This is a genomic window from Butyrivibrio sp. (assembly GCF_017635265.1).
GTDB lineage: Bacteria > Bacillota > Clostridia > Lachnospirales > Lachnospiraceae > Butyrivibrio.
In genome coordinates this window covers 1-26,371 of sequence record NZ_JAGBLU010000088.1, presented here as the reverse complement: position 1 = coordinate 26,371, position 26,371 = coordinate 1, and the positions used below count along the sequence as shown (strand labels likewise).

At 40.0% G+C, this 26,371-nt stretch carries 22 protein-coding genes; 4 read left to right on the top strand and 18 right to left on the bottom strand.

What is annotated here, in order from left to right; translation table 11 throughout:
• Positions 1-242 precede the first annotated feature (242 nt).
• The 5 genes from J6O61_RS10105 to J6O61_RS10085 all read right to left on the bottom strand — a co-directional run bounded on the left by J6O61_RS10105 (position 243) and on the right by J6O61_RS10085 (position 7,451).
• A complete protein-coding gene (locus J6O61_RS10105) occupies positions 243-1,520 on the bottom strand; it encodes an MFS transporter (RefSeq protein WP_292212628.1) in 1,278 nt (425 codons plus the stop codon).
• Between the two features lie 170 nt (positions 1,521-1,690).
• Complete coding sequence (locus J6O61_RS10100) at positions 1,691-3,028, bottom strand: MATE family efflux transporter (protein WP_292212625.1); 1,338 nt, start codon at positions 3,026-3,028, stop codon at positions 1,691-1,693.
• 216 nt (positions 3,029-3,244) lie between these two features.
• Complete coding sequence (locus J6O61_RS10095; RefSeq protein WP_334299804.1) at positions 3,245-5,032, bottom strand: ABC transporter ATP-binding protein; 1,788 nt, start codon at positions 5,030-5,032, stop codon at positions 3,245-3,247.
• Positions 5,033-5,034: 2 nt separating this feature from the next.
• A complete protein-coding gene (locus J6O61_RS10090; protein WP_292212631.1) occupies positions 5,035-6,747 on the bottom strand; it encodes an ABC transporter ATP-binding protein in 1,713 nt (570 codons plus the stop codon).
• A gap of 92 nt (positions 6,748-6,839) precedes the next feature.
• On the bottom strand, positions 6,840-7,451 hold the full coding sequence (locus J6O61_RS10085; RefSeq protein WP_292212620.1) for a TetR/AcrR family transcriptional regulator: 612 nt from the start codon (positions 7,449-7,451) through the stop codon (positions 6,840-6,842).
• A 416-nt stretch (positions 7,452-7,867) separates the two neighbouring features.
• Between J6O61_RS10085 and J6O61_RS10080 the strand changes: the two genes are divergently transcribed.
• Together J6O61_RS10080 and J6O61_RS10075 are read left to right on the top strand one after the other, a co-directional pair.
• Positions 7,868-8,311, top strand: a complete 444-nt coding sequence (locus tag J6O61_RS10080; protein WP_292212617.1) for a type II 3-dehydroquinate dehydratase — start codon at positions 7,868-7,870, stop codon at positions 8,309-8,311.
• A 17-nt stretch (positions 8,312-8,328) separates the two neighbouring features.
• Positions 8,329-8,733 carry a PaaI family thioesterase gene (locus J6O61_RS10075; protein WP_292212615.1) on the top strand — a complete coding sequence of 135 codons (405 nt, stop codon included), beginning with the start codon at positions 8,329-8,331 and terminating at the stop codon, positions 8,731-8,733.
• A 53-nt stretch (positions 8,734-8,786) separates the two neighbouring features.
• Here the strand turns inward: J6O61_RS10075 and J6O61_RS10070 are convergent, their stop codons facing one another.
• Positions 8,787-9,188, bottom strand: a complete 402-nt coding sequence (locus tag J6O61_RS10070; protein ID WP_330613772.1) for a DegV family protein — start codon at positions 9,186-9,188, stop codon at positions 8,787-8,789.
• Between the two features lie 111 nt (positions 9,189-9,299).
• Here J6O61_RS10070 and J6O61_RS10065 point away from each other — a divergent pair, with 111 nt between their 5' ends.
• The gene (locus J6O61_RS10065; protein ID WP_292212612.1) at positions 9,300-10,592 is read left to right on the top strand and encodes an MFS transporter; all 1,293 of its coding nucleotides are present in this window, start codon (positions 9,300-9,302) and stop codon (positions 10,590-10,592) included.
• Positions 10,593-10,616: 24 nt separating this feature from the next.
• The gene (locus J6O61_RS10060) at positions 10,617-11,765 is read left to right on the top strand and encodes a helix-turn-helix domain-containing protein (protein ID WP_292212611.1); all 1,149 of its coding nucleotides are present in this window, start codon (positions 10,617-10,619) and stop codon (positions 11,763-11,765) included.
• Here J6O61_RS10060 and J6O61_RS10055 read toward each other — a convergent pair.
• From J6O61_RS10055 to J6O61_RS10000, 12 genes are all read right to left on the bottom strand, one after another.
• Positions 11,723-13,945 carry a rhamnogalacturonan lyase gene (locus J6O61_RS10055; protein ID WP_292212609.1) on the bottom strand — a complete coding sequence of 741 codons (2,223 nt, stop codon included), beginning with the start codon at positions 13,943-13,945 and terminating at the stop codon, positions 11,723-11,725. The genes J6O61_RS10060 and J6O61_RS10055 overlap by 43 nt on opposite strands.
• A 15-nt stretch (positions 13,946-13,960) precedes the next feature.
• The gene (locus tag J6O61_RS10050; RefSeq protein WP_292212607.1) at positions 13,961-14,683 is read right to left on the bottom strand and encodes a rhamnogalacturonan acetylesterase; all 723 of its coding nucleotides are present in this window, start codon (positions 14,681-14,683) and stop codon (positions 13,961-13,963) included.
• Positions 14,684-14,724: 41 nt separating this feature from the next.
• Positions 14,725-17,295: an exo-rhamnogalacturonan lyase family protein gene (locus J6O61_RS10045; protein WP_292212605.1), complete on the bottom strand. Its 2,571-nt coding sequence runs from the start codon at positions 17,293-17,295 to the stop codon at positions 14,725-14,727.
• Positions 17,296-17,358: 63 nt separating this feature from the next.
• Positions 17,359-18,969 carry an extracellular solute-binding protein gene (locus tag J6O61_RS10040; RefSeq protein WP_292212602.1) on the bottom strand — a complete coding sequence of 537 codons (1,611 nt, stop codon included), beginning with the start codon at positions 18,967-18,969 and terminating at the stop codon, positions 17,359-17,361.
• Between the two features lie 123 nt (positions 18,970-19,092).
• Positions 19,093-20,010: a carbohydrate ABC transporter permease gene (locus tag J6O61_RS10035; RefSeq protein WP_292212600.1), complete on the bottom strand. Its 918-nt coding sequence runs from the start codon at positions 20,008-20,010 to the stop codon at positions 19,093-19,095.
• Positions 20,011-20,030: 20 nt separating this feature from the next.
• Positions 20,031-21,011, bottom strand: coding sequence for an ABC transporter permease (locus J6O61_RS10030; RefSeq protein WP_292212598.1), 981 nt, complete (start codon positions 21,009-21,011; stop codon positions 20,031-20,033).
• A 233-nt stretch (positions 21,012-21,244) separates the two neighbouring features.
• Complete coding sequence (locus J6O61_RS10025; RefSeq protein WP_292212596.1) at positions 21,245-23,491, bottom strand: AraC family transcriptional regulator; 2,247 nt, start codon at positions 23,489-23,491, stop codon at positions 21,245-21,247.
• Positions 23,492-23,512: 21 nt separating this feature from the next.
• Positions 23,513-24,175 carry a DUF1961 family protein gene (locus J6O61_RS10020; RefSeq protein ID WP_292212594.1) on the bottom strand — a complete coding sequence of 221 codons (663 nt, stop codon included), beginning with the start codon at positions 24,173-24,175 and terminating at the stop codon, positions 23,513-23,515.
• Positions 24,175-24,666, bottom strand: coding sequence for a hypothetical protein (locus tag J6O61_RS10015; RefSeq protein WP_292212592.1), 492 nt, complete (start codon positions 24,664-24,666; stop codon positions 24,175-24,177). The genes J6O61_RS10020 and J6O61_RS10015 overlap by 1 nt, the downstream gene beginning before the upstream one ends.
• Positions 24,642-24,830 carry a hypothetical protein gene (locus tag J6O61_RS10010; protein WP_292212590.1) on the bottom strand — a complete coding sequence of 63 codons (189 nt, stop codon included), beginning with the start codon at positions 24,828-24,830 and terminating at the stop codon, positions 24,642-24,644. Before J6O61_RS10010 ends, J6O61_RS10015 begins: the two co-directional genes overlap by 25 nt.
• Positions 24,831-25,174: 344 nt before the next feature.
• Positions 25,175-25,549, bottom strand: coding sequence for a hypothetical protein (locus J6O61_RS10005; protein ID WP_292212588.1), 375 nt, complete (start codon positions 25,547-25,549; stop codon positions 25,175-25,177).
• Positions 25,550-25,688: 139 nt separating this feature from the next.
• On the bottom strand, positions 25,689-26,225 hold the full coding sequence (locus tag J6O61_RS10000) for a hypothetical protein (RefSeq protein WP_292212586.1): 537 nt from the start codon (positions 26,223-26,225) through the stop codon (positions 25,689-25,691).
• Positions 26,226-26,371: the final 146 nt, after the last annotated feature.

The window sequence follows — 26,371 nt, the reverse complement described above, 5'->3', positions numbered from 1 at the left end:
GTCATTAAGACAGGATCCAGAATCCAGCGTATATGACAGCGTATCGAAGATCTTCGATAGACAAAAGGCCGGTAGATCGACTTGATGAATCAAGTGTAGTCTACCGGTCTTCTTATCTCAAGCTAGGGTCTGAACTGTAACTGGTCAGATGATATTTTGGCAAACAGGATCATAAATGATAAAAACAGACCATCTAATTCACTTAAATGGTCTGTTTTACACTGAAATTCAAATCAAGAGTCTTACTCAGTATATTTATATTTTTTCATGATCTGACCGGATATTATACAGATGGCTGTTCCTGTCACGCCAAGAATAAACATCATCATTGCGGCACCTGAGCCCTTTCCGCTTCCGAAAAGAAAAGTCCAGAATGGATCATCACTTTTAAGTGCCATAAACGGTTCGCAGATTTTGTCTACAAAAAATCCCCCAAGGAAAAGACCGATGGGAATAGTGAAAAACTGCAGAGTATTTCTGCAAGCGTATACTCTTCCCTGAAGCTCGATCGGAATGACATTTCGCATTATCACATTCTGGTTGGCTGCCATAAGTGGTACGAACACCCATCCTATTATCTGTGCAATACACCATAAACCCAAACTTCTTGAAAATGCCAGTAAAAAGTTTTCTATTCCCAGTGCAAAAAGCATTGTGAGGTATATTACTCTTACTCTGTCCTTGGGCTTGGGCAGAATCATCGGAAGAAAACTTCCTGCAACCATGGCCACTCCTGAGCATGCCGTTACGATTCCATACACATTGTTACCTTTTTGAGGTATGACAAGTGCAGGGAGTACTGCGTCAAAAACTGAAGCTGTCAGGTTAACCCCCGCCATAAACAGTATTACGGTAAGTATTAGCGGAGTATCTTTTAAAAACCTTAACCCCTCCTTTGCCAGTTTGATCACATTTTCATCCTTGCCTGCTCCATCTTGAACCTCAGGCAATTTTATAAAGAACAATAACGCCACAAATGCAATAGCAAAAGACAGAAGGTCTACAGCAATAACTGTATCAAGGCCGGCTAATCCATAAAGTGCTGCAGATATTAGCGGATTCCCAATTGAAATAAGTGAACGGGACAATTGCTGAAAACCGCTGGTCTTCTGATAATGCTCTTTGGGAACAATAAGTGAATATGTCACTTCTGATGCAGGCTGCTGAACAGTATTCATGAGACCTGAAAACGCATTGATCGCATATAAATGCCACATTGACAGAGTATCGGTTTTGTATAACACAAATACAGCAATAGTCGTAAGCGCCGCAAAAAGATCACATATGAGCATGGTTTTCTTTTTGTCGAATTTATCTGTTATTGCTCCGGCAAAAATGCTCATAATGACATACGGCGCATATGTGCAGATCCTTAGTGCTGCTGTACTAAGCGCAGATCCTGTCTTTTCATACATCCACAACGTCAGTGCAAATCCTGTTATTGCACTACCAAGCTGTGACAGACTCTGTGTGAGCCAGATTATGTAAAAATCTCTTAATTCCTTTATTCTGTTTTTCATTATTATTTATCCTCCATACAAATATTTTCATCTGCATGGAGCATATACACTGCAATTTATCATGCCATTCCTCCTTCATCCAAAAAATCAAACAGAATATAAACAGCATATTCTGAAGTCCTGTTTAATAAAAATGAATTGTTGCTTCCGAATTTGATACTACAAGTATATTATCTGTTCAACTTCCTTTTCAAGATCCAAAGACAGAGAAAGCACATCGCAATCTGCGTAACTGTCGAACACGGTGTTGCCAGTCCTATATGAAAGAGTGACACAGGCTCTCTTTTACTCATTATGTAGGACACAGGAATTCTAACAAAGAATGCTCCAACTATACCCTGAATCATAACAAATCTTGTATACTCCATTCCATTGAAAAAACCAATGAAACAGAAAAGGAAACAAGTAAACAGGCAATCAACAGCATATGCCTTAAGGTAATCCTGGGAAGCAGCAACAACCTCTGTATCTTTTGCAAAAATTCCGGATAAAATATCTCCGTGGAAAAAAGCTGTATAAAACATAAGTACTGCAAATATGAAGGATACTCCAATAGCATATCTAAGCCCCTTAAACGCCCTATCATACTTGCCTGCGCCTCTGTTTTGGGATACAAAAGCAGACATCGACTGTGCAAAAGCTGAAGGGATCAGCATAATAAATGCGCAAACTTTTTCAGCAACTCCCACCCCTGCAGATGCAATTACGCCAAGAGAATTTACGATAGCCAGAATAACCAAAAAAGAAATACCCACAAGAAGGTCCTGCAAAGCAACCGGCGCTCCGATAAACACTATCTTTTTGATGATCTTTTTTTCAACTTTAAAGCATGTCTTATCGAGTTTAAATGGTAGTTCTTTTTTACTGATCAGCACCAAAGAAATCAAAACACTTATGAGCTGTGCTGCTACAGTTGCTATGGCTGCTCCTTTAGTTCCCATGTCAAATCCGGCAACCAGAATTAAATCTCCTATGATATTGCAGATGCACGCTATAAGCACAGTTATAAGCGGAGTGACAGAATCTCCGATTCCTCTGAAAATACTTCCTATCAGGTTGTAAGATATTATTACAACTGCTCCTGCACCACATATGCTTATATAAGAAACCGTCAGATCATAAGCCTCTTTAGGTGCATTCATGATACTTGCAAGGTTTCCGGCAAATAATGAAATAAACACTGTAAGGAAAATACCTATTGCCAAAAACAGCATTATTCCATTTGCTACGATTTTCCCTCCTTCAGAAGCTTTTCTTTCACCTATTTTTTGTCCCAAAAATACGGTCATGCCCATGGATAAAGAACTTACCAGGTTCGTAAGTGTCATCATGATCTGTGAACCTGTAGATACCCCGGATACATCAGCAGGTTCTGCAAATTTGCCTACAATCATAAGATCAACAGCTCCATAAAGTGATTGCAGAAACAATGCAAAAAGTACAGGAATCGCAAACCCCAGTAGTGGAGCAAGTATTTTCCCTTCTGTAAAATTCTTTTGTTCAGCCATATGTATTACCTCCAAAAAAAGCCGGATAAGAAACCGGCATCTCAACCAGTCATCTTATCCAGCTCGTCATTTCCGGAACGACTCACCCTCCGATGAATTAATAGTTATTAAGTTCAATAGAATGATATTAACCTATTTAAAAAAATAATGCAAGCCAACAGAAAGCTGATAAATATGTCTTTTTTTACAGGTCAGAGACTAAGCCGTCCCCCGTTCTCACGCATTCATCCTGTAATCTCCGGCAGCACTTGCGGCATTGATTTTTCCGGTTCCCTCAATTTTCCAATTCTCCGATTCAAGCTGTGTGTGTATCATATGAGAGTAAATGCCGTTTTTTGAGCGAAGTTCTGACGGAGAGCCCGATTCAGCAACATATCCGTCCTTTAAGACAACGATTTTATCGGCGCCGTCAACTGTACGCATACGATGAGCAATAATAAGAACTGTCTTACTGGCGATAAGATCTGATATGGCAGTCTGAATTACAGACTCATTATCAACATCAAGAGAAGCTGTTGCTTCATCAAGCAGAATAATTGGTGCATCCTTAAGAAAAGCCCTTGCAATGGAGATACGCTGACGTTCACCGCCGGACAGCTCTGAACCGTTTTCCCCGATTACAGTATTGTAGCCTTCCGGGAGCTTTTTTATAAATTCGTCACAGTGAGCAAGCTTTGCAGCCTGCATAACTTCTTCATCAGTTGCGCTCTTACGACCGATTCTAATATTCTCCATAACAGTATTATTAAACAGAGTGACATCCTGAAACACAATAGAATACATGGATAGCAGGGTTTCAGGATCAATCTTTCCAACGTTCATTCCGCCAACGGTAATTTCACCCTCTGCAATATCCCAGAATCTGGCAGCAAGCCTTGATACAGTAGTTTTGCCGCCACCACTTGGACCGATGAGTGCAGTAACTTCACCCTGCTTTGCCGTGAAGCTGACATCTTCAAGTACTGTCTCACCATCTTCGTAAGCAAATTTTACATTTTTAAACTCGATGTCAAAGCCCTTATTAGTCAGCTCTTCTACTCCTGTCTGTTCCTTGTGCGACAGAATTTCATCCATTCTCTCGCAAGGAACATCTGCGGAAATCATTGCTGACAGATTTTGTAGTGCTATCTGCATAGGCTCGTACATGCGCGATACCACCAGCAGATACATAAAAAATGTTAATATATCAGCTTCTCCCCTTACAAGAAGACCTGCCCCAACAGCTGCAACCGTACCAATACCAAGCTTTAGAAACATCTGAGCACTGGCAACATACGCAGCATTGGAAAACTCAAGTACAATGTTATGCTTTTCAACCTTTTTGATTTTTCTTTTCAGCCCGTCCAAATAGGAATCCTGTGCATTATAAGCCTTAAGATCTCTGAGAGTCTCAAGTGCCTCCTGAATTCCCTCTTCGCAGGCGACACTATACCTGCTCGCCATACGGTTCATCTTACCGATTCGTTTTTTTGAAGTTAACACAACATAGAATGAAACTGGCATAACCCAAGTAGCCGCAAGAGCCATTCTCCAGTCGACTAAAAACAGCCCCACAACAACTACCACAGTTGAAATCATGGCGCCAACAAGTTCCGGGAGCCAGTGAGAAGAAGCTGTTTCAATAAGAGCGCAGTCGCTCATAATAGTGTGTGTCAGATTTGCAAGATCTTTTTTACCAAAAAAAGACAGTGGCAGTTTCCTTAGCTTTTCGGCAAGTGCACGCCTTCGAACACCGCTTTCTATATATGTGGTGTAGAAGGTAGCATTGTACTGAATTAAGGTTGTTACTGCAATAAGAAACAGACAGACAATACATCCTACAGTGTAAAAAACTATTTTATTTTTCGGAAGAATGCCTTCAAAAAGATCACCGCACAATGTGTATAAAATCCCCACCGGAAGCATTAGGACAATATTAGATAACGTGCAGGCCGCAAAAGCTTTTTCCATATCTTTGGCACCTTGATGCGAAAGTGCATATTTGTGCTGAATTGTATCTGTTATACTCATGACGCTTTACCTACCTTCCATTTAACAGTCTTGTTGTATTCTGTCCACATGTGACTGTACATTCCGCCAAGGGCAAGGAGCTGCTTGTGCGTACCGGATTCCTGAATCCTGCCATCATTAAGTACATAGATGCAATCCGCATCAACCACAGTAGACAACCTGTGTGCGATCATTATTACAGTCTTATCTCTTGACAATCTCGCAAATGCCTGCTGGACCTTATATTCATTATCAGGATCGGCAAAAGCAGTAGCTTCATCAAGAATCAGTATCGGAGCATTTTTAAGAAAAGCCCTTGCAATCGACAAACGCTGAGCCTCCCCACCTGATACATAAACACCTTCACTTCCTATAACAGTGTGAATACCTTTCGGGAATTTCTCTATAATATCCATACATCCTGCATCCCGAAGAGCCTGCATAACCTCTTCTTCTGACGCGTCCTTTTTTCCAAGCCTTACATTATCTATGATGGACATTTTAAGAAGCTTACTGTCCTGAAAAACATAGGAAACATACTTCATAAGTTCTTTTGTCGAAATGTCTTTTACATTTACACCACCTATGGATATACTGCCGTCTGTGACATCCCAAAACCTTGCAACAAGAGAAGCTATTGTGGTCTTTCCTCCGCCGCTTGGTCCCACAAAGGCAATATGCTGTCCCGGTTTAATGAGCATGCTCATGCCATTAATGGCATTTTCATCAGAATCAGGATATCTGAAAAATACGTTTTCCATACTAATGCTGCTGTCTGCAGGTTTCCTTGGATTGTCAGTTTCATCAAGCGGCTTGACATCAAGCAGGTCATCCATCCTGCCAAGTGCATCCATAACAATCATCTGACTTTCGCCTGCATAAGCTACCTTCATAAGAGTCATAGTAAGTATAGGCGTGATAATTACATAAAAAAGAATATTGAACACAAGCATGTCCGTTACCGCTCTTGTGCCAAAAACATATGCACATATGACAATTGCAGCAAATATACCATTCGAAAAAGTAGTAAATAAAACCATAGGCATAGTCATGCTGATCGTATATGCAATTGTCCATTTTTCGTATTTATCAATTGCTGTTTTAAAACGTTTGAATGAATAAACAGTCTGTCCAAAAGTTTTGAGAACCGGAATTCCACGGACATATTCAACAGCTTCAGCAGACATTGTTTCAAGTGAGTCCTGATATTCTGCCATGGCCTGCTTCATAGCTTTTCCCATCATGCTGCCCATACTTAAAAAAGCCAAAAGAGCCGGAATAAGGCATACAAGACCGATTCGCCAGTCAAAAAAAAGCATCATGGCTATGAGTCCCACAGGGGTTGCATAACTAACTGCTTTATCCGGAAGATTATGAGCTATATATGTTTCTGTAGCCGTACTTGATTTGGATATGATTTTGAGAATTTTGCCGCTTCCCTGCGACTCTATGTACCCAAGAGGAATCCTCATTACATGGTTTATCATTTCCATTTGCATATTGGACTGCACACGAAATGCGGCTTTGTGAGAACACATAAGACCTGCTATGTAGATAACATAAGCAAGAAAAGATGTGAGAACCGCATACCATCCGTTTGCCTGTATGTTTACAGCATTGGAAAAATCAGGTCTTACCTCGACGATTTCCTTGATGATCAGCCAAATGTAATAAAAAGGCACAAGTGCAATAAATGCAGATATTGTCGCCAATACCCATGAGGCATACATCAAATACTTGTGATTGCCGGCATAATGTAAAAGCCGGCTCAATGAACTTTGTTTTTTTTCTTTTTCCACAACAATACTCCTTTCCCATACAATTACAGCCCGTAGATTTTATGCCACCCCGGCATAAAAAAGTTTTCGACTGTAGATAAATAGTGATTGATTTTTTCGACCGGATAGTCCTTAATGATTGGTTCAAACAACGCGGTCATATAAGCACTTATCAAGATATGCAGCTCGTCCTTATTGACATATTTGACGTTGAATCCATGCTGCTTAAGGTATTCAAGGCCTTCCCACATCTTGTTTTCGTGAGCATCTACCATTTGCGCCATGAAATTTTCATATCTTGTGCCGGAGCTCTTTAGCATCAGCAGCTTAAATTCATCGCGATGCGAAACAGCAACTTCCCGAATCATATCGATTTCTGACTGGCTCGTAAGCCCTTCAAAATCACCACTTTCAACGTTCCTGTATGAATTGGAAATATGATTATCAATCCAATCATCAAGAGCCTCTATAGCGGGATTTACAACCTGACAAAAAAGATCTTCTTTATCCTTGCAGTGTCTATATAATCCAGCCGAAGTTATTCCGGCCCGTGCTCCTATTTCACGGATCGAAGCTTTTTCAAATCCGTTATCCATAAATTCTTTTTTTGCTGCTTTTATCACCTTGATATGACTTGCTGTCTTATCTCTTGGCATAACACCCTCCCAAATTGTCAGTTATCAGAATTTACTTTTGGTAACTAAAAAAAATAAAAGAGACCTCGCGGTCCCTTTTTATTTTTTCTCGTATTCATTTATCATAATTGCCATAAATGGTATAGCTTTTATTATTTTCATATTCTTCTCTGAAATCATTGTATGTCAATACAGTTATATTGTTTTTTACCATCTACTAAAAAGCTGGCTGCCATGACGTTTTTTAGTTAGCATCATGCAACAGATTTACAAGGATTATGTTAGCGCCAACTAACTTTATAGTCAAGATAAAACATATTATCTACCTACTTTTATTTGCGATTATTTTTCTTTATAATCATTTTTATATATCAGCAAATTCGTTACCAATCTAAAGCAAACCTGTAACGAAAATTAAAGGGGAGACATAATAAAAGATGAAAATACTTGTAATCAACGGACCAAATCTGAATTTCCTTGGAATAAGAGAAAAAGCAGTCTACGGCAATCAGGACTATTCGTTTCTCTGCAATATGATAAAAGAAAATGCATCCGCCTGCGGCGATGAGGTGGAAATTTTCCAATCAAACCACGAAGGCGCAATCATAGACAAAATTCAGGATGCATACAGCGACGGAACCGACGGAATCGTAATAAATCCCGGCGCTTACACCCATTATAGCTATGCTATTCATGATGCTTTAAAAAGCCTTGAAAAAGTGATAAAGGTTGAGGTTCATATCTCAGATATCCAATCCCGTGAGGAATTCCGCAAAGTTTCTGTAACTGCCCCTTCTTGTCACAAACAAATATATGGTCATGGTCTTAACGGATACATTGAAGCTATGGACTATATAAGAGAAAATCCTGTAAAAAACTGATTATTGGAGGTATTACCTTGGGAAAACTTGAAGAAGCCAGAGAAATATTTTCAAAAGATCTTTACGCCACAGAGCTATCAGGCGCAAAAATAGATGAAGTCGGTGATAACTATGCCAAGTGCAGCATGCTCCTGACATCAAAGCATAAAAATGCCTACGGTGGAATAATGGGCGGTGCCATATATACGCTGGCGGATTTTGCCTTCGCAGTCGCATCAAACTTTGGAAAAGACTGCGCCACCGTAAGCCTTGTAGGTCAGGCAAATTTCATGTCTGCGTCCAAAGGAACAAAGCTTTTTGCTAAAGCCAGACTCTTAAAAGACGGCAAAAGAAACAGCTTTTTTGAAGTTACTGTTACAGATGATCTTGAAAAACTTGTTGCCGTAGTTTCTTTTACCGGTGCTCATGTACCTTTTAAATAATTCAATGATAATGTAGATTGGGGGAGGAAAGAATATAGTTACAACAATTAATATCACTTTGCAATAAACAACACTCCCAAAGTACCCGGGCCGCAATGAGATGACACCACGGAGCCTGCTCTTGTTTCATGTATTTCTCTGAATACTCCAGGACTGCCAAGGTAGTCTCTCACAGAGTCGACAATTTCTTTATCACAGCCGGAATGGGTTATGAATACTCTGTCATTTCTGGCATTTAAAAGATCCTGCTCCATATCTTTTACATAATCCAAAACGTATTTGTGAGGCTTTCCGCGATATTTTTTCTCAGGGTGCATTGCGCCTTCCGATACTGCAATCCTGGGATGAAGCTTTAAGGCCGTTCCAAGCATTGCAGCAAGTCCCGAGCATCTTCCACCTCTGTATAAATAAATAAAAGTCACTTTCCCATCAGGAAAGTTTTTCTTTCCTGACACATACAACTGCGGTATTATTTAATCAAAAGAATTCACCTATACTAAAACCATCGACAAGTATTCCGCAGCCGCTATAAACGGCCCGCAAAACACATCAGGGAGGCTTTAGCCATGGAAAATAAAAAAAGCATTTACAAAGAAATTTTCAGAGAAGAAAAATACATAAAACTTCTTCTTGCCAACTTTATAGACAGGTTTGGAGATTCGGTTGATGCAATTGCTTTTACCTGGATCATATATCAGATAACAGGCAGCGCAGCCTGGTCAGCACTTGTTTTTGCCCTGAACTATTTACCAAACGTGCTTGTTCAGCCCCTTGCAGGAGCTCTCATAGAAAAGCTGGACAAAAAGAAAGTAGTTGTAACCACTTATTTTCTGCGCGCAGCTATACTTTCTTCATTCATTCTTATTTATAAACTTGGCATGGCTACTCCCATAATATTTGCCATATTCACCCTTGCCATAACAACAGTGGAGTCTTTTAACCTGCCTGCTTCCACCGCCTTTTCTGCACAGACTATAGAAAAAGAGCACATGACAAATGCCATGAGCATTAACACTATTTTTTCAAAAGCGGCCACATTAGTGGGAACAGGCATTGCAGGTGTGATCATTACAGTATTTGGCGCTGATTTTGCCATGACAATCGACCTTTCAAGTTACCTTATATCAGCAGTATTGATAGCACTGATTAAGGAAAAAAAAGAAGTGTCACCCACTACAGACAAGGCTCAGAAACATTCACAGGGAGCCATCCAGGAATTCATTGTCATTTTGAAGGACGGTTTCCAATATGTACTTAAAACTAAAGCTGTAAAGAACTTTTGTGTTTTATGCGTGGCACTGAATTTCATGCTGGTTCCGTTGGATGCCCTTCAGGCTCCGATTGCCGGTGATATCTTTGGAATGGGAAGTGAGCTTTTAAGCTTTGCCGGCGTGTTGTCATCTATTGGCGGAATCATTGGTGCCGCAATTTTACCGTATGTTTTAAGAAAACTCACCCCTCTTTGGACAACCATCTCAGGAATGGTGGTTCTGACAATCGGTGTTGCTCTCGTTCCTTTAGGAAAACTGGTAAGCGGCAATGAAATATACTGCTACGCAATGCTCGGAACAAGCTTTTTCCTTATGCTGGTGGCAGTTTCTCTTATAGGCGGAACTTTAAGCATACAGTTTATGAAAAGTGTGGAAACAGAATATATGGCAAGAGCATCAGCTGTTTTCAACGCATCAGCTACAGCTGCCATGCCTATAGGTTCCCTCCTTGTAAGCGCTCTGGTAGCAAAAGTCGGAACACTTAACATGATGATCGTATGTACAGCATTTGTATTTGCCGTTCTTGTGGCCGTCAGCATTACAAAGCCTGATCTTGAGATAAAAGAAAACCTCGATGAAGCTGCATGATCAATAAAAAAGGAAGTAACGGATATGAAGTTGGAACTTAGTGAAAACATAAAAAAATATCGCAAGGAAATGAATCTTACTCAGGAACAGCTGGCTGATGCATTCAATATAACAGTAGGTGCCGTTTCAAAATGGGAAAGCGGAAACACTGTTCCTGACATAATGACAATGATGGAGCTTGCGGACTTTTTCAACATATCCATGGATGTACTCCTTGGGTACAATTTATCCTCAAAAAGCATAGACGATCTGTCGGAAAAGATCAAAAAGCTCACCAACAGCCAAAAGTACGATGAAGCAAAAAATGAAGCCGATAAAGCCCTTGTGCGATATCCGGGAAGCTTTAAGATTATTTATGCATGTGCTCAGCTATATACTGTTCTTTACGCTATAAGTCATGAAATGAACAACGCTGCCAGAGAAAAAGCCATAGAACTGCTTGAAAAATCTATTTCTTTTATCTCTCAAAACACAGACCCCGATATAAGTGAGTTCTCTATCAGGTTTACAATAGCTCGCCTCAAGAGTTCCAGTAACCCTAAGGGTGCCCTTGATGATCTGAAAAAAATCAACTACATGGGAATCGCCGATCTTGATATAGCAAGAGCTTTAATGCACTCAGGAAGCCTGGCTGAATCCCTTGACAGATTTACAAGGGTTTTATTCACTTTTTTCTTACACAGCTATGAGTTTTCCACCAGCATGGCTATAGCCCTTGTGTGCACAGATCAGAAAAAGAATATTCGTGAAGCCATAGAACTTATGGACTGGTGCATAGGTCTTATTGATATGACCACAGATAATAATTCCGGATACTTTTTGAAAATGAAATCTATTCTGCTGACGCTTAAAGGCATGTTCTTATCCTGCATCAAGGATTATGAAGCCATGAAAAAAAGCATTGATCAGGCATATGCTCTTGCAAAAAAATACGACGAGAGCCCAAGTAATGCTCTCGCCGCAAAAATAAAATTCTGGCACGCTGCAGATGACTATAAACCTTTTGTCCATGACACGCTCGGAACAAATGCCGTTGATAGCCTAAACGCTCTCTTTACCCAGTCTCCCGAGCCGGTTCAGGAAAAAATTGCAAAGAAAATGGACGCTGCGGAAAAATACTGGAAAAGTATTTATTCAAGGGGAACCTTGGAAAAATCCATGTCAGAGGCATAATAGTAACTGGTATAGCAGGTCTGATTATAGCAGTTATTCTGCCATGCTATACCTGTTCTGTACATAGGATCATCCATAGGTGTATATAGCTTATGTTCTGTTATCTCAGCGTTTGTGTATATTCTAAGGGCACTATTATCTTCAAGCCTAAGTACTATTTCTTCTCTAAAATCCCCAAACAGGTCCGCCACAAGACAGGGATTACCTTTAGTTCCGTTGTTTGTAAGTGTTCCTTTGGGCTCAAGCATCACCCCATGGGTAATATCATTAATAACACCTCTGTGCACACCTTTAAGGTAATCAGCTCCGTCAATAACCTGAGTAGAAAGATCTGCTGCCCATCTGATGGCCTGATTGGTAGATGGTGCCTTGTGGGATAGCTTTTGTCCTTTGCAGGAATAGACATCATTTACCCAGCACTGAAGTCCCCTTACATTCGGATCAATGTCACCTATCATGCATCTTCCAAGATCAGTAGTGGCAAATACCCCAAACTTTCCTGTATCATTACCATCTGCGTCTACACCTCGTATAACTTCACCTGTAGCAGCATCTCTGAGGGCATATCCGTAAGGAGCGGCTTCTGCCCCCTCAAACACGTTAAATATCTGGAATCCCTCTCTGTCGGGATCAATGTGGGCTACATGCATAGAGTCTCCATGCCCCATCTTGGCATAGGTTCCATCGGGAAGATAGTCATAACTTGAGTACAGTACACTTCCGTCATCATCAATGCAGGCCGCACCGTATATAATCTCCTGCCTGCCATCACCATCCACATCCGCAACAGAAAGAGAATGATCTCCCTGTCCTGCCAATACTCCGTAGACAGGATCTGTTCCGACTCCCGCATGAGGATTGTCATTAAATGGATTCTTCATAGGAACGTGACCGGAATCAATCTGCCATAAAGGAATAAAATTCCTGCCATCAAAGTTGTATGCCGCAAGTGTTGTTCTGGTGTAATATCCCCTGCACATAACAAGGCTCGGGCGCTTCCCGTCAAGGAAGGCAACTCCTGCCAAAAAGCGGTCTACACGGTTGCAGGGTTCAATCCTTGGCATACAGTAGTCTCCCCACATAAGCCCGTCATCACCTCTTTTAAAAGGGTAATCAATTGTGGAAAGCTCTCTTCCATCTCCTGAAAACATGGTAAGGTATTCAGGTCCCTCATAAATGAAGCCTTCAAACTTATCAAGCTCGTTCTTTGGACTTCTCTTCCTTGCATAATCATTGATAAAAAAGTCTACAAGTTCTGCGGCATCATCTTTAGAAAGAGGGTACTCATACTTTACGGGAATATCAAAGCATTCTTCCAATGTGCCGGGCCAGTTTCCTTTTTTTACTTCCGTATGCTCTCTCCAGCCCATAAACATTTTTACCAGATGCTCTCTGTAATCTGATGCAGATGCCACATAATTGTCCTGATTTGTGACGCCTTTTTTCACATCTTTATCAGGAAGCGTAATGTACGACGAAGAAATCTCTTTTCCCCCGCTGTATCTTGTCATCTTCGTTCCCGGAGCTGTTTTGACAGCCATCTCGGCCTTTCCGTCCCCATCAAAGTCAAAGACCATAAACTGGGTGTAATGGGCACCCGCTCTGATATTGGGTCCCATATCAAGTCTCCAGAGAAGCTCTCCGTCAAGCCTGTAGCAATCCAAAATACATCTTCCTGTATAGCCTTTTATTGATACATCGTGCGAGTTGGTCGGATCCCACTTAACGATGTACTCATACTCTCCATCACCGTCCACATCTCCTACACTCATATCATTTAAAGTATATTCAAACTTTTCACCTGCAGGTGTAACGCCTCCTTCAGGTCTCATAACAGGAATATCAATATAATTTTCCCCGCTTTTAAAAGCAGATACTTCTTCAGATTTTCCATAAGCTCTGGTATTTAAAGCTTTTACTTTTTCCTCAAGGCTTTCATCCTCATAGTAGCTTTCCACATAATACCTGCTGTTTTCATCACCCTTGGTATCAAGATAGTTTGAGGAGTCTTTTACCGTAGCTATAAGCTCTCCATCTCTATATACCTTAAAGTCAGCGCCGCTAAGGCCTGTTTTGGTATAACCGTTTACCTCAGACTTAAACAATCTCCATGATAAAAAAATCCCGGTATTAGTCTTAACTGCCACAAGGCCGCGCTTTAAATCTTCACTCTTTCCCATATTTTTATCTCCAAATCACAAAAGCTTTTTTAGTTCTTCATAAACAAAACCGGCATAAATAAAAGCTCCCTCTTCCCGAAGATGGGCGTTATCCTCTTTTCCATCAGGGCTTACATGATACATTAAAGGGCGCAGATTCATATAAATCTCTCTGCAGGCGTCTTCCCCTATTGCTGTATTATAATCTGCGGTTTTTTTACCCAAATCTATTACATCTGTTCCAAGTTCACTTCCGATTTCAAGACACTTTTCTCTATACTCGGGAAAAGAAATCCTGCACCTGCCCTTATCATCAAAATCTTTCATGGCTATGGCTGTAACAAGCACGGGGTGAGCCTTTTTCTCCAAAACAGGATTTATATAATCTCTTATAAGCTTTTCCTTGTAATTCTCGGGAGAAATGAATCTTTCCTCTTTTTCCCTGTTGGCATCGTTGTGAGCAAACTGATACAAAACATAATCTCCTTCACTCACATTTTTTAACAGGTCAGCCCATCTGCCCTCGTCAAAAAAGCTTTTGCAGCTTCTTCCTGCCATTGCCCTGTTATCAATTACCAGATCAGCCATTTCATACCTTGTGACATTATCAAATTCCGTGTCCATTGGATGAGTTACTACTACATCCTTATCGCTAAAATACTTCCAGAGCATGGCGCCCCAGCCGCACTGGGGAAAATCCTTCGTTTTATAGCTTTGAACTGTAGAATCACCTGCCAGAAAAATTGTTGTTTTTTTCATCTTCATTTCCTTTTTGTAAAAAATTATTGCTCACTTATCATTTAAAAGCTCTCAGGTAAGTACTCTTTTGCAAATTCAAGTGCCACTATAACATTGAGACACCACTGTGCAAAAACATTGGTTGAAACTTTGGGGATTTCATTTAAAACAGCCTGATTTCCCGCATTTTTAACCTCGATGGTCTCTATACAGTTTTGTCCCAGCTCTGTATCAAGGCTATCTTTAATGATTTCCCACACCTTCCTGCCAAGTCTTTCATCCTTGTAATAATGAGCACCATAGGCAATTACTCCCGCTGCCATAAAAGGATATGAAAACTGCCTGCCTCCAATAAGTCCACCGGTTATCCTGTTTTGCTCCTCATTACTTAATGGATAAAAGCATCCATAATCCGCAAGCATTTTATCCCAATCAGGATCATCCAAAAGAAGTGTCATTTCAAGCCATGTCTGCTCGGATCCCTGACATATTGAAAGATGGCTTCCGCCTGTAGCTCTGTCTCCGATATAGCGTAAGTGGCTGCTTTTTGGATCATACTCAAAATCAGTTCCTGACAAAAGCTTTAACTTTGTCTTTTTAAGATCTTCTATACCTGTGCAAATCTTTTTGCGATATTTTTCATCCCTGCTAACCTCCCACCAGGTAAGCCAGTTTGAGCAAAAGCTGCTCCAATCCGGGCCTGTACGGGCGTGGGTTGGGTAAACCATATCTTTTTTGTCAAAGAAAAATCTAAGGGGATCCGTCTCAATAGTTGCAAAATCCGCGTCCTTAACTTCTTCAAAAATATCAAGTATCCTTGGGTCACCCGTGAGATAATAATACATCCTGTCATGACCTGCCATGGCTATTCTGGGCTCCTTGCAGGGACATCCCCAATGTCTTACGTTGTGTCTCGAACCAAGTCCCTTATATTTGCCAAAGTGATATACATCAACTTCAGAACAATGCCTTGTCATAGCCTCACACATAATAAATGCGTCTGCTCTCTGGGTTCTTAAAAAGTAAAACCACAGCCAGAATGTTGGCACAAGTTCGGTATTCTGCCACGCATATCCGCCCATATCATAGCGCCAGGAATGCCTTTCATTGTCATAGGTATGCATGAAATCTCCGTAGTTGAACATTCCGTACCACTTCCTGACTTCAACCTCATTTTTGTAAAACTCAAAAGCTGCATCAAGCTGATTCTCCAGCCAATTTTCAGCCTCTGTATTTCTTGACCTAAGGCTCCAGAATCCAAAGGCTCTAAGCTCATGGTAATATTTAGGATCAGCCATATAAAGAGCCCTGTACTGAACTTCATTGTATGCCTTATCCAAAGCTTCATCATCAGGAATAATCTCATCTGAAAATCCTATGCTATATTCACAAGTATTGGCTATTCCTATGGCACTTGCTCCAAATACATCAAATCCCTCATAGTAAGTCTGGGAATAGCCCCTTGTGTCATAGTGCCTAAAATCCATTGCCTTTGCATCCGGCGGAATAAGCCAGATCGTACCGGTTGTTTTTTCCTTTGAAAGTCCCTTTACAGCCAGTGTAGACGGATACTTTTGCCAGAAATCTTTAAGAGCAAGTGTTATGGAACCCGATTCACTTCCGTAAGCCAATACTCCCTTTGCTCTGTGGCCGTGAAGTCCATCAATATAACAGACATTTTCGTTTCCTGTTTTTTTGCTTATCAAAAAGTGTTCACTGCTATCCTGAAAAAGGCGCCACTCATCCCATACAGGCATTTCCATTGAAGCTTTTAAAGCATCGCGCCCTTCCTGTGCTCCGTCATCAAACTGAAGCTCTTTCCCCATGATCTGATCATGATAAATATCAGGTGCAACTCTTGGATGCCAGCAAAGAAGCATAGCTCCCGTTTCATGGAAAGTTCCGTTATCAACAAGTGCTTTAACATGCCTGTTGTATTGTGGGCCTTTAGTTTCTGAAACAAAGTTAATCCCAACTCCTTTAATAGCCTCTTTTTCCTCATCAATATCTATGAAAAGAGTATGTGTAAACTTAAAAGAACTACTATCCCTATAAACTTCCATGTAAATTGAAAATGGAAGCTTTGTTACTTCAGGATCCTTTTCTAAAACATGCACCCCTTCAAACTTAATTACAGCTTTAAGACTTCCCTTTTCAACCACTTTGGCACTTTTAATAAGCCCTATATACATTTCCACATGCACATTAAGATCGTCGATTCTGCTTTCAATCAAAGCCTCGCAGGTTGCTTCATTCAGCACTTTTTTACTGTCTAAATAAACATCCTTGAAAAGATAATTTCCTTTTTTGCAGGCGCATAGCTTTAAGCTTCCTGCCTCAATTCTTATTTTTTCGTCATCTTCACTTACCTGAATTTCTTCTCCGAGCCCTTGATTCAAAGCAATATCCAGTGAGACTTTTTCTCCCATAAGGTCTGAAAGAGCTGTATGACAAGCCCATTTCACACTTCCATCCGGCCAGTATGATAAAACCTTTGACTGAACAGGCACGTCCCCGTTATCACCTTTTAATGAGAAAAAAGCTTTGTCAGAAGTCACCTTTCCCTTTTCCCACATACTTCCAAAGCTTGTATATCCTGACTTTGCCAGTCCCTCTAATCTCTTAAGTTCCATGCTTCTCCCCTTTAAAAATTGAGCCGCCGCATAAAATGCGACGGCCCGCCTTTGTAATCTTAATTATTTGTACTGTGCATTAACTTCCTCAATAATTGTTGAATATCCACGATTTAATACATCATCCCATGCTGCCTTTAATCCGGCCTCATCAATCTCACCACAGATGTACTGTGTACGAGCCTGTGAAATCTTGTCATCAAGGTCTTTACCCTGTGAAGCATATGTTGTTGAGTTGATAAGGTAAGGAAGTGCAGGATTGATAACAGCGTACTGCTCTGCATCAGCCTTAACTTCAGCTTCAAGAAGCTGACGCTCTGTCTTTTCCTCTGAAAGCTCTGACTCAAGGTTAGGAATGTAAGCTACAAGCTGGTTAAGTCCGTTGTAGTTAGCCTTAAGTGCATCATCTCCATTATCAAGTCTTACAACGTTTCCATCTGCGTTAATTTCATAGTTTACGCCTTCGAGACCAAAATTTGTAAGAACAAGCATCTCTTCATCACACATCTTGTCAAGGAATGTAAGGGTTGCTTCTACCTTTTCAGGTGTGTCACATGTTGAAGCAGAAAGTGTGAAGTATCCGTTATATCCTGATGTAGCCATTGTCTTGCCGTTGATATTGCTAAGAAGATTCATTGAAGCAAACTGAGAAGCATCTGTAACTGAAGGAATCTCATTGTTTACAAAGTAATCCCATACACGTCTTCCGCCATCAAGAACGTCGATGTAAACACCGTTTTCACCGTTCTTACATCCGTCTGACCATGTATCTGTTGTACGTGATGCCCAGTCTGAAGGCATAAGTCCCTCATCATAGAGCTTCTTGAACCAGTTAAGAGCCTCAAGGTACTCAGGCTGCTGCCATACAGGAATGAGCTTGCCATCAACCTCAGCCCAACCGTTACCTACGCCGAACCATGTCTGCATGATATCAAAAGGACCTGTGTATGATGTCATTTCAAGACCGATTGTATCGTCCTTGCCATTTCCGTCAGGATCGCCATATGTGAACTGATAGAGCATGTTGTAAATGTCATCAATTGTCTTTGGTTCAGATATTCCAAGAGCATCTGCCCAGTCCTGACGATAGGATACACCATATCTTCCAAGTACACGTGCTCTGTAAATACCGATCTGCTTGCCGTCAACTGTAAGTGACTTTGCAACGTCTGCATTCTGTTTTGAAAGATTTGGATACTTCTCAGTATCTTTTAAATACTCTGTAAGATCAACAAAAGCTCCCTGCTTGGCTGCTGTTACAACTGTACCTGTAACTGAACCGTTCCAGGTCATGATCATAGGCATAGAACTTGGATCCTGCATTGCAAGTGTAGCCTTCTCTTCAAGTACATCACTCTGTACCCACTGGACATCTACATCTATGCCGGTATGTGACTCAAGCGCCTCCATTGTCTGTTCTGCATAGTCACCAGTATTAGAAGCACCGGAGTTAAAATCGATTGTCATAAATGTTACTGTTGGATACTCAACAGGAGTTTCAGCAGCTGCTGTTTCTGAAGCAGCTGAAGTAGCTGTGCTTTCTGTCTGCTGTGCATTGTCAGTAGTTGTCTGCTGTGTGTCTGTGCCGGTTGTAGTGGATGCACCGGATCCGCAAGCTGCAATCCCCAAAACCATGCTTGCACTAAGTAATGTTGCTAATAGTTTCTTTTTCATTTGGTTCCTCCTTAAGAAAAAAATTATATAATCTTTATTTGATTATCAATAAGGAAGTTAAACCTCGCTCCGCTTGGTTTAACACGTTCGCACTAAACTCGGTAAAAATCTCGTTAAGTGCTCTCAGCCTTTCACAGCACCCACCATCACACCCTTTGTAAAGAATTTCTGTACAAAAGGATATACTACAAGGATCGGCACTGTGGCGATAACCGTAGTCGCCATCTTTACTGCCTTATCAGGCGGTGCACCGTTTGAGTCATAATAATCCATCATAACATCTGTTATAGCACTTGCCTTCAGGACAATATTTCTAAGCATAATCTGAACTGTGTACTTATCTGCCGATGAAAGGTAGATCATGGCGTTAAAGTAATCATTCCAATATCCTACCGCATAAAACAGAGATATTGAAGCCAGAACCGGTTTTGAAAGAGGCAGTACTATTGTAATAAATGTCTTTATCTCACTGGCTCCGTCAATATAAGCCGCTTCCTCAAGTTCAAGCGGAAGCTCTTGGAAAAAGTTCTTTATAATGATCATGTTAAATGGGCTTATAGCGCCGATAAGTATAAGTGCCGCATATGAATCATAAAGCCCGTATGCTCTCAGTACCATGAATGTGGGTATCATTCCGCCTGAAAAAAGCATTGTAACGATTACCATGTTTAAAACAAAATTTCTGCCCCTGAAATGCTTTTTTGAAAGAGGATAAGCAAAAGTTGTGGACAAAAACATGTTAACAATCGTTCCAAAAAAGGTAAGTATTACAGAATTCTTAAGTCCCAAAAGAATGTTTCCGTTGTTTATCGCATACTTATATGCATTTAACGACCAGACCCTTGGAATAATGAAGAATGCTCTTTCTGTAAGTTCTCTGTCTGTGGCAAATGAACCAGCTGCAATATAAAGGAAAGGAAGAAGTGTAAATATTCCAACGAGTCCCATTAAAGTATATATGATAACGTCGGTTATTCTGTAACCAAGGCTCATTTTTATGCCGTGCGAGCCTGTTTTTAACGCTTTAGTATTTGCTGCCATTAGTATTTCTTCCTCCTTTCTTAATAGATTCCTGATTCGCCGGCTTTTTTAGCTGTCCAGTTAGCACCCAGAACCATTATCATTCCAACGATAGACTTAAACATACCTGCTGCGGTAGAGAATGAATACTGCGCGTTCTGAATACCTCTTGTATAAATGAAGGTATCAAACACTTCAGCGAATGCGACGTTAAGGTCATTTCTCATAAGGAATATCTGCTCATATCCTGTATTAAGAATAGAACCCACTCTAAGGATCAGCATTATGATAACTGTACCTTTGATTGCAGGAAGTGTGATATTCCACATCATCTGCCATCTGCCGGCACCATCAACCCTTGCAGCCTCATACATTTCCTGATCTACACCAGCAAGCGCTGCAAGATAAATGATAGTTCCATAACCTGTCTCTTTCCAGATATCCTGTCCTACTATAAGTCCCCAGAAATATTTACCACTTGTAAGAATAGGAACTGAAGAGCCTCCAATAGCTTGAATCAACATATTGATAAGACCATCATTGGTGTTGAAAAGCTGATAAGATAGACTGGCTACTATAACCCATGATACAAAGTGAGGAATATAGATAAATGTCTGTACTGTCCTCTTATACCAGCTATGTCTTATTTCATTAAGTAAAAGTGCCAATATAATTGGCGCCGGGAAATAAAATACCAACTGCAGTAATGAAATTCCCAACGTATTTCTAAGTAGTATCAAAAAGTCCTGATTGGAAAAGAACTGCTTGAAATTATCCAGTCCCACCCATGGGCTTCCCCATATTCCCTGAAATGGAGAATAATTTTTAAATGCAATGACCAGTCCTCCCATGGGCACATATCTAAACATTATAAAGTAGATAAGTCCAGGAAGAAGCATAAGGTATAATCCCTTATGTCTCATCATATATGCTAAAAATCCAGGATCTTTAGTATAAAAGACTTTGCCCTCCGAAGTGACGATCTTGCGATAGCCTTTTCGCTTTTCTACGCTATCAGCCATGTCAACCTCCCGTTTTCGTAAATTTGACAGGTTTCGTTTTATTTTTCTCCTGCCGCATGAGCAAATTATATAAATTTTACATAAATTACGTCTATAATCATTTTCTTGCAAAAGAAAAACGCCCAATTAATAGGGCGTTTTTAGAGTAATCTTTTGTGTATAATGCTATATCAATATAATGATTATAGTTGTTAAAATCAGTAATTTACTGCTGATTTTTACCTTTCGGTATCTTACTGCTCATTCTTTATTGCCTGTCTATATTTGCCGGGAGTAGTGCCTTCCATCTTGTTAAAAAATCTGATGAAATTCTGGGCATTGGTATAGTTTAGTCGCTCAGCTATGGCTCCAACTGTCATATCTGTTTCTTTTAAAAGCTTTTTTGCCATATCAAGCTTGTACTTCTCTATATACTCGGTAAAAGTCATTCCCTTTTCTTCTTTTAAAATCCTCCAGATATAAGATGTATGGTAACTAAGTATTTCAGAGCACTCGTTTAATGTAATGTTGCCCTCTTTTTCCTCCACAAGCTGTTCGATAGCCATCATAATATTCCCAGCCTGACTGTCTATAACTTCATTCTGATAATGAATAAGAGGATCAATCATGTTGAATTTAACGTACTTCCTTACTCTGTTAAGGTCGCGATAATCAATTATGGCTGAATAAATCTGCCCCGGAGTTTCCCTGAATACACCGGTCCCGGCGCCTGAGCCTTGAGCTTCAAAAATAATGTCATTTACAAGCTGCATCAGTACGGGAATAGCGCTTTCTCTTTTTAAATCTTTTTCGATAAGGCTTTTAAAGAACTCATCTATTATCTCATACGCCTTCTCTTTGTCCCCTTTTCTAAGGCTCTTTTGAAGAACTTTTGCACTTTCCTCGTCATACCTTAGCTCTCCCATTCCGGCTTCCTGTCTGTAATGGCTAAGATAACTTCCGTTATCAATTTTACCAAAATGAAGTGCCTGAACGCTCTCCATGTATGCCTTATTGACAAAATGTATATCCGAAGTAACCGCACTTATCCCGACTCCTATGTTCATGTGATATTTTTCATACACGAACTGAGTCATTGTATTGTAAACTTTATAGACATTTTCACGCTCTGTCTCATTGTCATCCCCGGGAAGAAAAGCCACAACGCCTTTTGCATAATAAACCGGAGGCAGAACTTCCTCATCCTTGAACATATATCTGAATTCATCGATGATCTCATTGCAAATACGCTTATCTTCTTCAGACGTAATAGTAGCTTCTTCTCCCAATGGTTTCAGTACATAAGTTAATATCCTGAATTTAGGAGGAATTTTATCAGACAGCGACAATCTGTACAGATACTGATCAATTTCTTTTTCAGTAAGTTCATCCCTGTAAAGCCTTGTGGCAAACAAAACAGATGTCTGATTTATAAGCTCAGTATTTTTACTATCCAGCTTCTTTATGCTGTTTGTCAGATACTTAAGCTCGTCTTCGCCGGGCTTTAGATTCTGATCATTGTTCCTCGATACTTCCAAAGCTGCCGTTTTGATAGGTTTATAAATGCTTCTGAATACAAATGCAGCTACCAGAAGAAGTAAAAGTATTATGACAGCAAACATCATAAGATAGGTCCATTCAAAGGCAATTGACGCGTCCGCATCATACGAGACAATAAGCCTAAGTCCTCCAATATCAGACTTCCTACTGCTTACATATAGTTTTCTTCCGTCAAGTGCTCTCACATGGTTATATCCGCCCTCTTCTGCAAATAGCAGAGCATCATTGATACTACTGTCAGTTGAAAAGATTATTTCGCCATCCGATGATAAAAGCAGTGCATCCTCATTTTCATGGAGCTGATTATTAAGGTCACTTGTTATTTGATTTAAATTAATATTAACTATAATAAGTGAATATGGAATGACTTCAGAAAATGGTGCAAAAAGTACAAGATCAAGGCCACTTACAGGAACAGTCATTCGATACTGCCTTGAATTCTTATCAGGCGCCTCTCCATCAACATATACCCAGAGATTTTTGGTATATGTCTCTCTGTAAGCATCATAGAGCTGCGTAAGTACTTCCAGATTCACTACCTCTGTAGTAGAGTATCTTCCTCTGCTGCCCAGAACCGTTCCTGTTTTAAAGTTCACCAGCGTATAGGCAGATACGTAGTCAGACACTATGTTTTTTCCGGCAAGTGTCTCTGTCCCCTTTGTAATGGCACTTACCTGGTTGTAATCCACATCGTTTTCCACAAGAAATCTTACTTCGTCATTAGACTCAGTAGCCAGATAATACTTATGCACAGTTAAAAGGCTGTTTTCTATACTTGCCATGATATTTTCTGTATCTTTGGCAAGCTCAGAACTTTTTAACTGAGTATTTCTGTCAAGCTGCCCCTTAAAAAAAACGACACCAAAAGATAACACTACTACAATCATGAGTAGTGTTATCGCCATAAGTACCCTATATTTATAGCCAATGTTTTTTAGCATAAGAAAATAACTATTCCCCTTTTAGTCCAATATGGAGACCTTTAGATTCCTGTACTCCGCGATCATTGGAGCAAGCTGCCTGAATCCTATGTGTCCTCCCTTAAGCATTTCACCATAGGTGACGCCGTCATCAACATATTCAAATATCTTAAGATTATTGACGTAAAAAGATACCATCTCTTTGTTTTTGACAACAGCTATAGTATACCATTGTGAATCAAAAGAAGCATCCGGAATCGGATCTGCTCCCTGTGCCACCAGATGAAAGCCGAAGCTTTTCCTTAAATTACAGGTATGAAAGGCCCTCTCATCCGGCTCTTTTCGCCTGAAATACGAAACATGAAAAGCATTAATATCACCACTGTGATACTGTTTGTACTCCCCTGTTCTTTTACTCAATTCTTCTGAAAAGATACTATCTCCATTTTTTGCTTTGGCTGCAAAAAACATTATGGCAAGTCCCGGCTCTTTTATAGGTCTAAACTCCCATTCAATCTTAACATCAGACGGAAACTCCTCTGGACACCACAAAACATAATTGGCCTTCTGCCCTTCTTCTGAAGATAATGCATTTTCCATCCTCATTACGCCTTCAGGAAAGCTTATATTGGCCTTTCCCTCCAAAATAAATCCGTTTATGTCTTCTTTACAAGACAGCGGATTTTCGTATATAACTTTTTCCATTAGTCCTTTATCCCCCAAAAAACTCTATAGCGTTCTATATTTTGCAAATTGCCTATAGCCCATTGTCTCATAAACTCATCGATGACCTCCTTGCAATTCTTTATTTTTGCAACGATATCTTCGATTGCATCAATCTCATTATTAGGAGCAGACGTTTTCTGTCCCGATACTATGTATTTTAGCATTTCCTGAAGTTTTTTACTATGTTCATGAGAAAGATTGATAGCGCTATCATGCGAATCAAAATTAGGTCTGCCATTACAGTACAGAAAAATATGGCTGATGCCATCATCATAGTCTATATCAGGATGTGTGGTAAGAATTGTACTGGCTTCATAGTACATATCACCAGCTAAAAATGGATCATATGAGAGTATGATAATTGATACGAAGTTTGGGAGTTCGTCATATTTCTCTCCGGAACTAAGTCTTTTCACATCATGCAGGGCACCAATGTCTTGTGGTATCAATAATTTATAAATATTTCCCATTTTAAAAACATCCCATACAAATAACTCGCGCCAAAGCACCCCAGTTTCTTTGGCCCTTTAACACATCCAGCTATCTCCTGCTCTTTCATAGCATTAATAAAAGCAAGTTCTATTGTAGATCTGGTAATACTTAGAATGTTCTTTCCGATCAATAACGATTTCATCTGTTGCCTCTCCTGTGCGTGAAGAAACCTTAAGTGAATACCTAAACTTAACAGCACCTTTACCACATATGCCGCTTGTCATGAAGGGATATACCTGATAAAGAACTACACAATCCCAAAGAGCATCAAAACACGATGAAAAATCATCACTGGAGCAGTTTTCAATCAGATCCCTCAAATTAACAATTGCAGTCTTACGTTTCCTATTACATCGTTCGCAAAATAACTGGCCTAATTCGAAGTATGCTTGCCCGAGAGTGCAGTTTCAAAAGCGCAGGCATAGCGGGCTATGTCGAGGCTTTTGGAACTGTGCTATCGAGTAAGCAGACAAGAATTTGGTCCAGTTATTTAAGTAACGATGTACTATTCCTTTCAACGCGCACTCTTAGAGAAGTCTTCGGATCAATATTGTAAATGCCTTTCTCATAAGGTAATGAAGCCTTCACCGCTGCAGGCTTTAATCCGGTAAGCTTACAGATATCTTCAATACTTTTATCCGCATTCCTTAGTCGTATGACTTTTCTTATAATTGTAGTACTGAATAATCCACGTGTAATTAGGATTTTTCGGATTCTAACAGTAGAGGTATCGAATTTATTTGCAAGTTCTGATAACGAGGGATGTGATGTATTCTTTATCCGATCATCATATGGTTTTCCAAATGCAGATGCTACAGCATCTATAAATTCTTTTGAAGGAATATTATTTTCTTTCTTCATCTAGGCCTTTCTTAAGTTACAAGCTAAACACAAATCCAAAATAAAAATCACTCTGAAACGAGTGTCAAAAACCATCCAATTAGGTGAGGCTTTCTCAGCCGCCTTCTTGTGGGCTTCCAGTAATCGAATACAAGTGACTTTATTTCAGCGAATCTATCTTCTTGGTTCTCCCCAATTGCTCTTTCATAACATAGAGCGCCAATCCCTGTTCGTAAACGAGGTCATAGCATTCTTCTTTCTGAGCGGTACTGAAACTATCAAATTTGGAATTATAATTCTTCGCATCATTAGGATTGCAATTATTGTGACGAATATTCCAATTATTCACCATAAAGAAAAAATCGTCTGTCGCAGATTTGTTTATTCCATTTAGTTCTTTTCGTTCAGGTTCTAGCGCATCTGCAATCCTTTTCAGTAATTCTTTCTTTCGATTCAAGTCTCCCTTCAGCAAATAATGATTATACTCAATAATGATATCTGCTAGTTCAGGCACTTTATCTGCTACCTCAATTGCAACAGCATTCTTTTCTACAATCATTATTTCATCATTGATAGTTTTTATTTCCATGCCACATTTTTCAACAGTAGCAATTATAGTATTTATTAACGCCTCAATAACTGGATCGAGCATTGCAATATGTTCTTCCTGAACCCCTACAATCACATTGATTATCATTTCACAGAAAAGTCCAGCTAAGAAATGTCAAGGAGTAAATTGAAAATGTTAGAAATTAGCCATTACCTGCATTTTGGGTAACCTTAATAAAGCTAATTCATTTATAGCACATTGAAAATGACAAATTAGATATCAGGCAGCTTTTG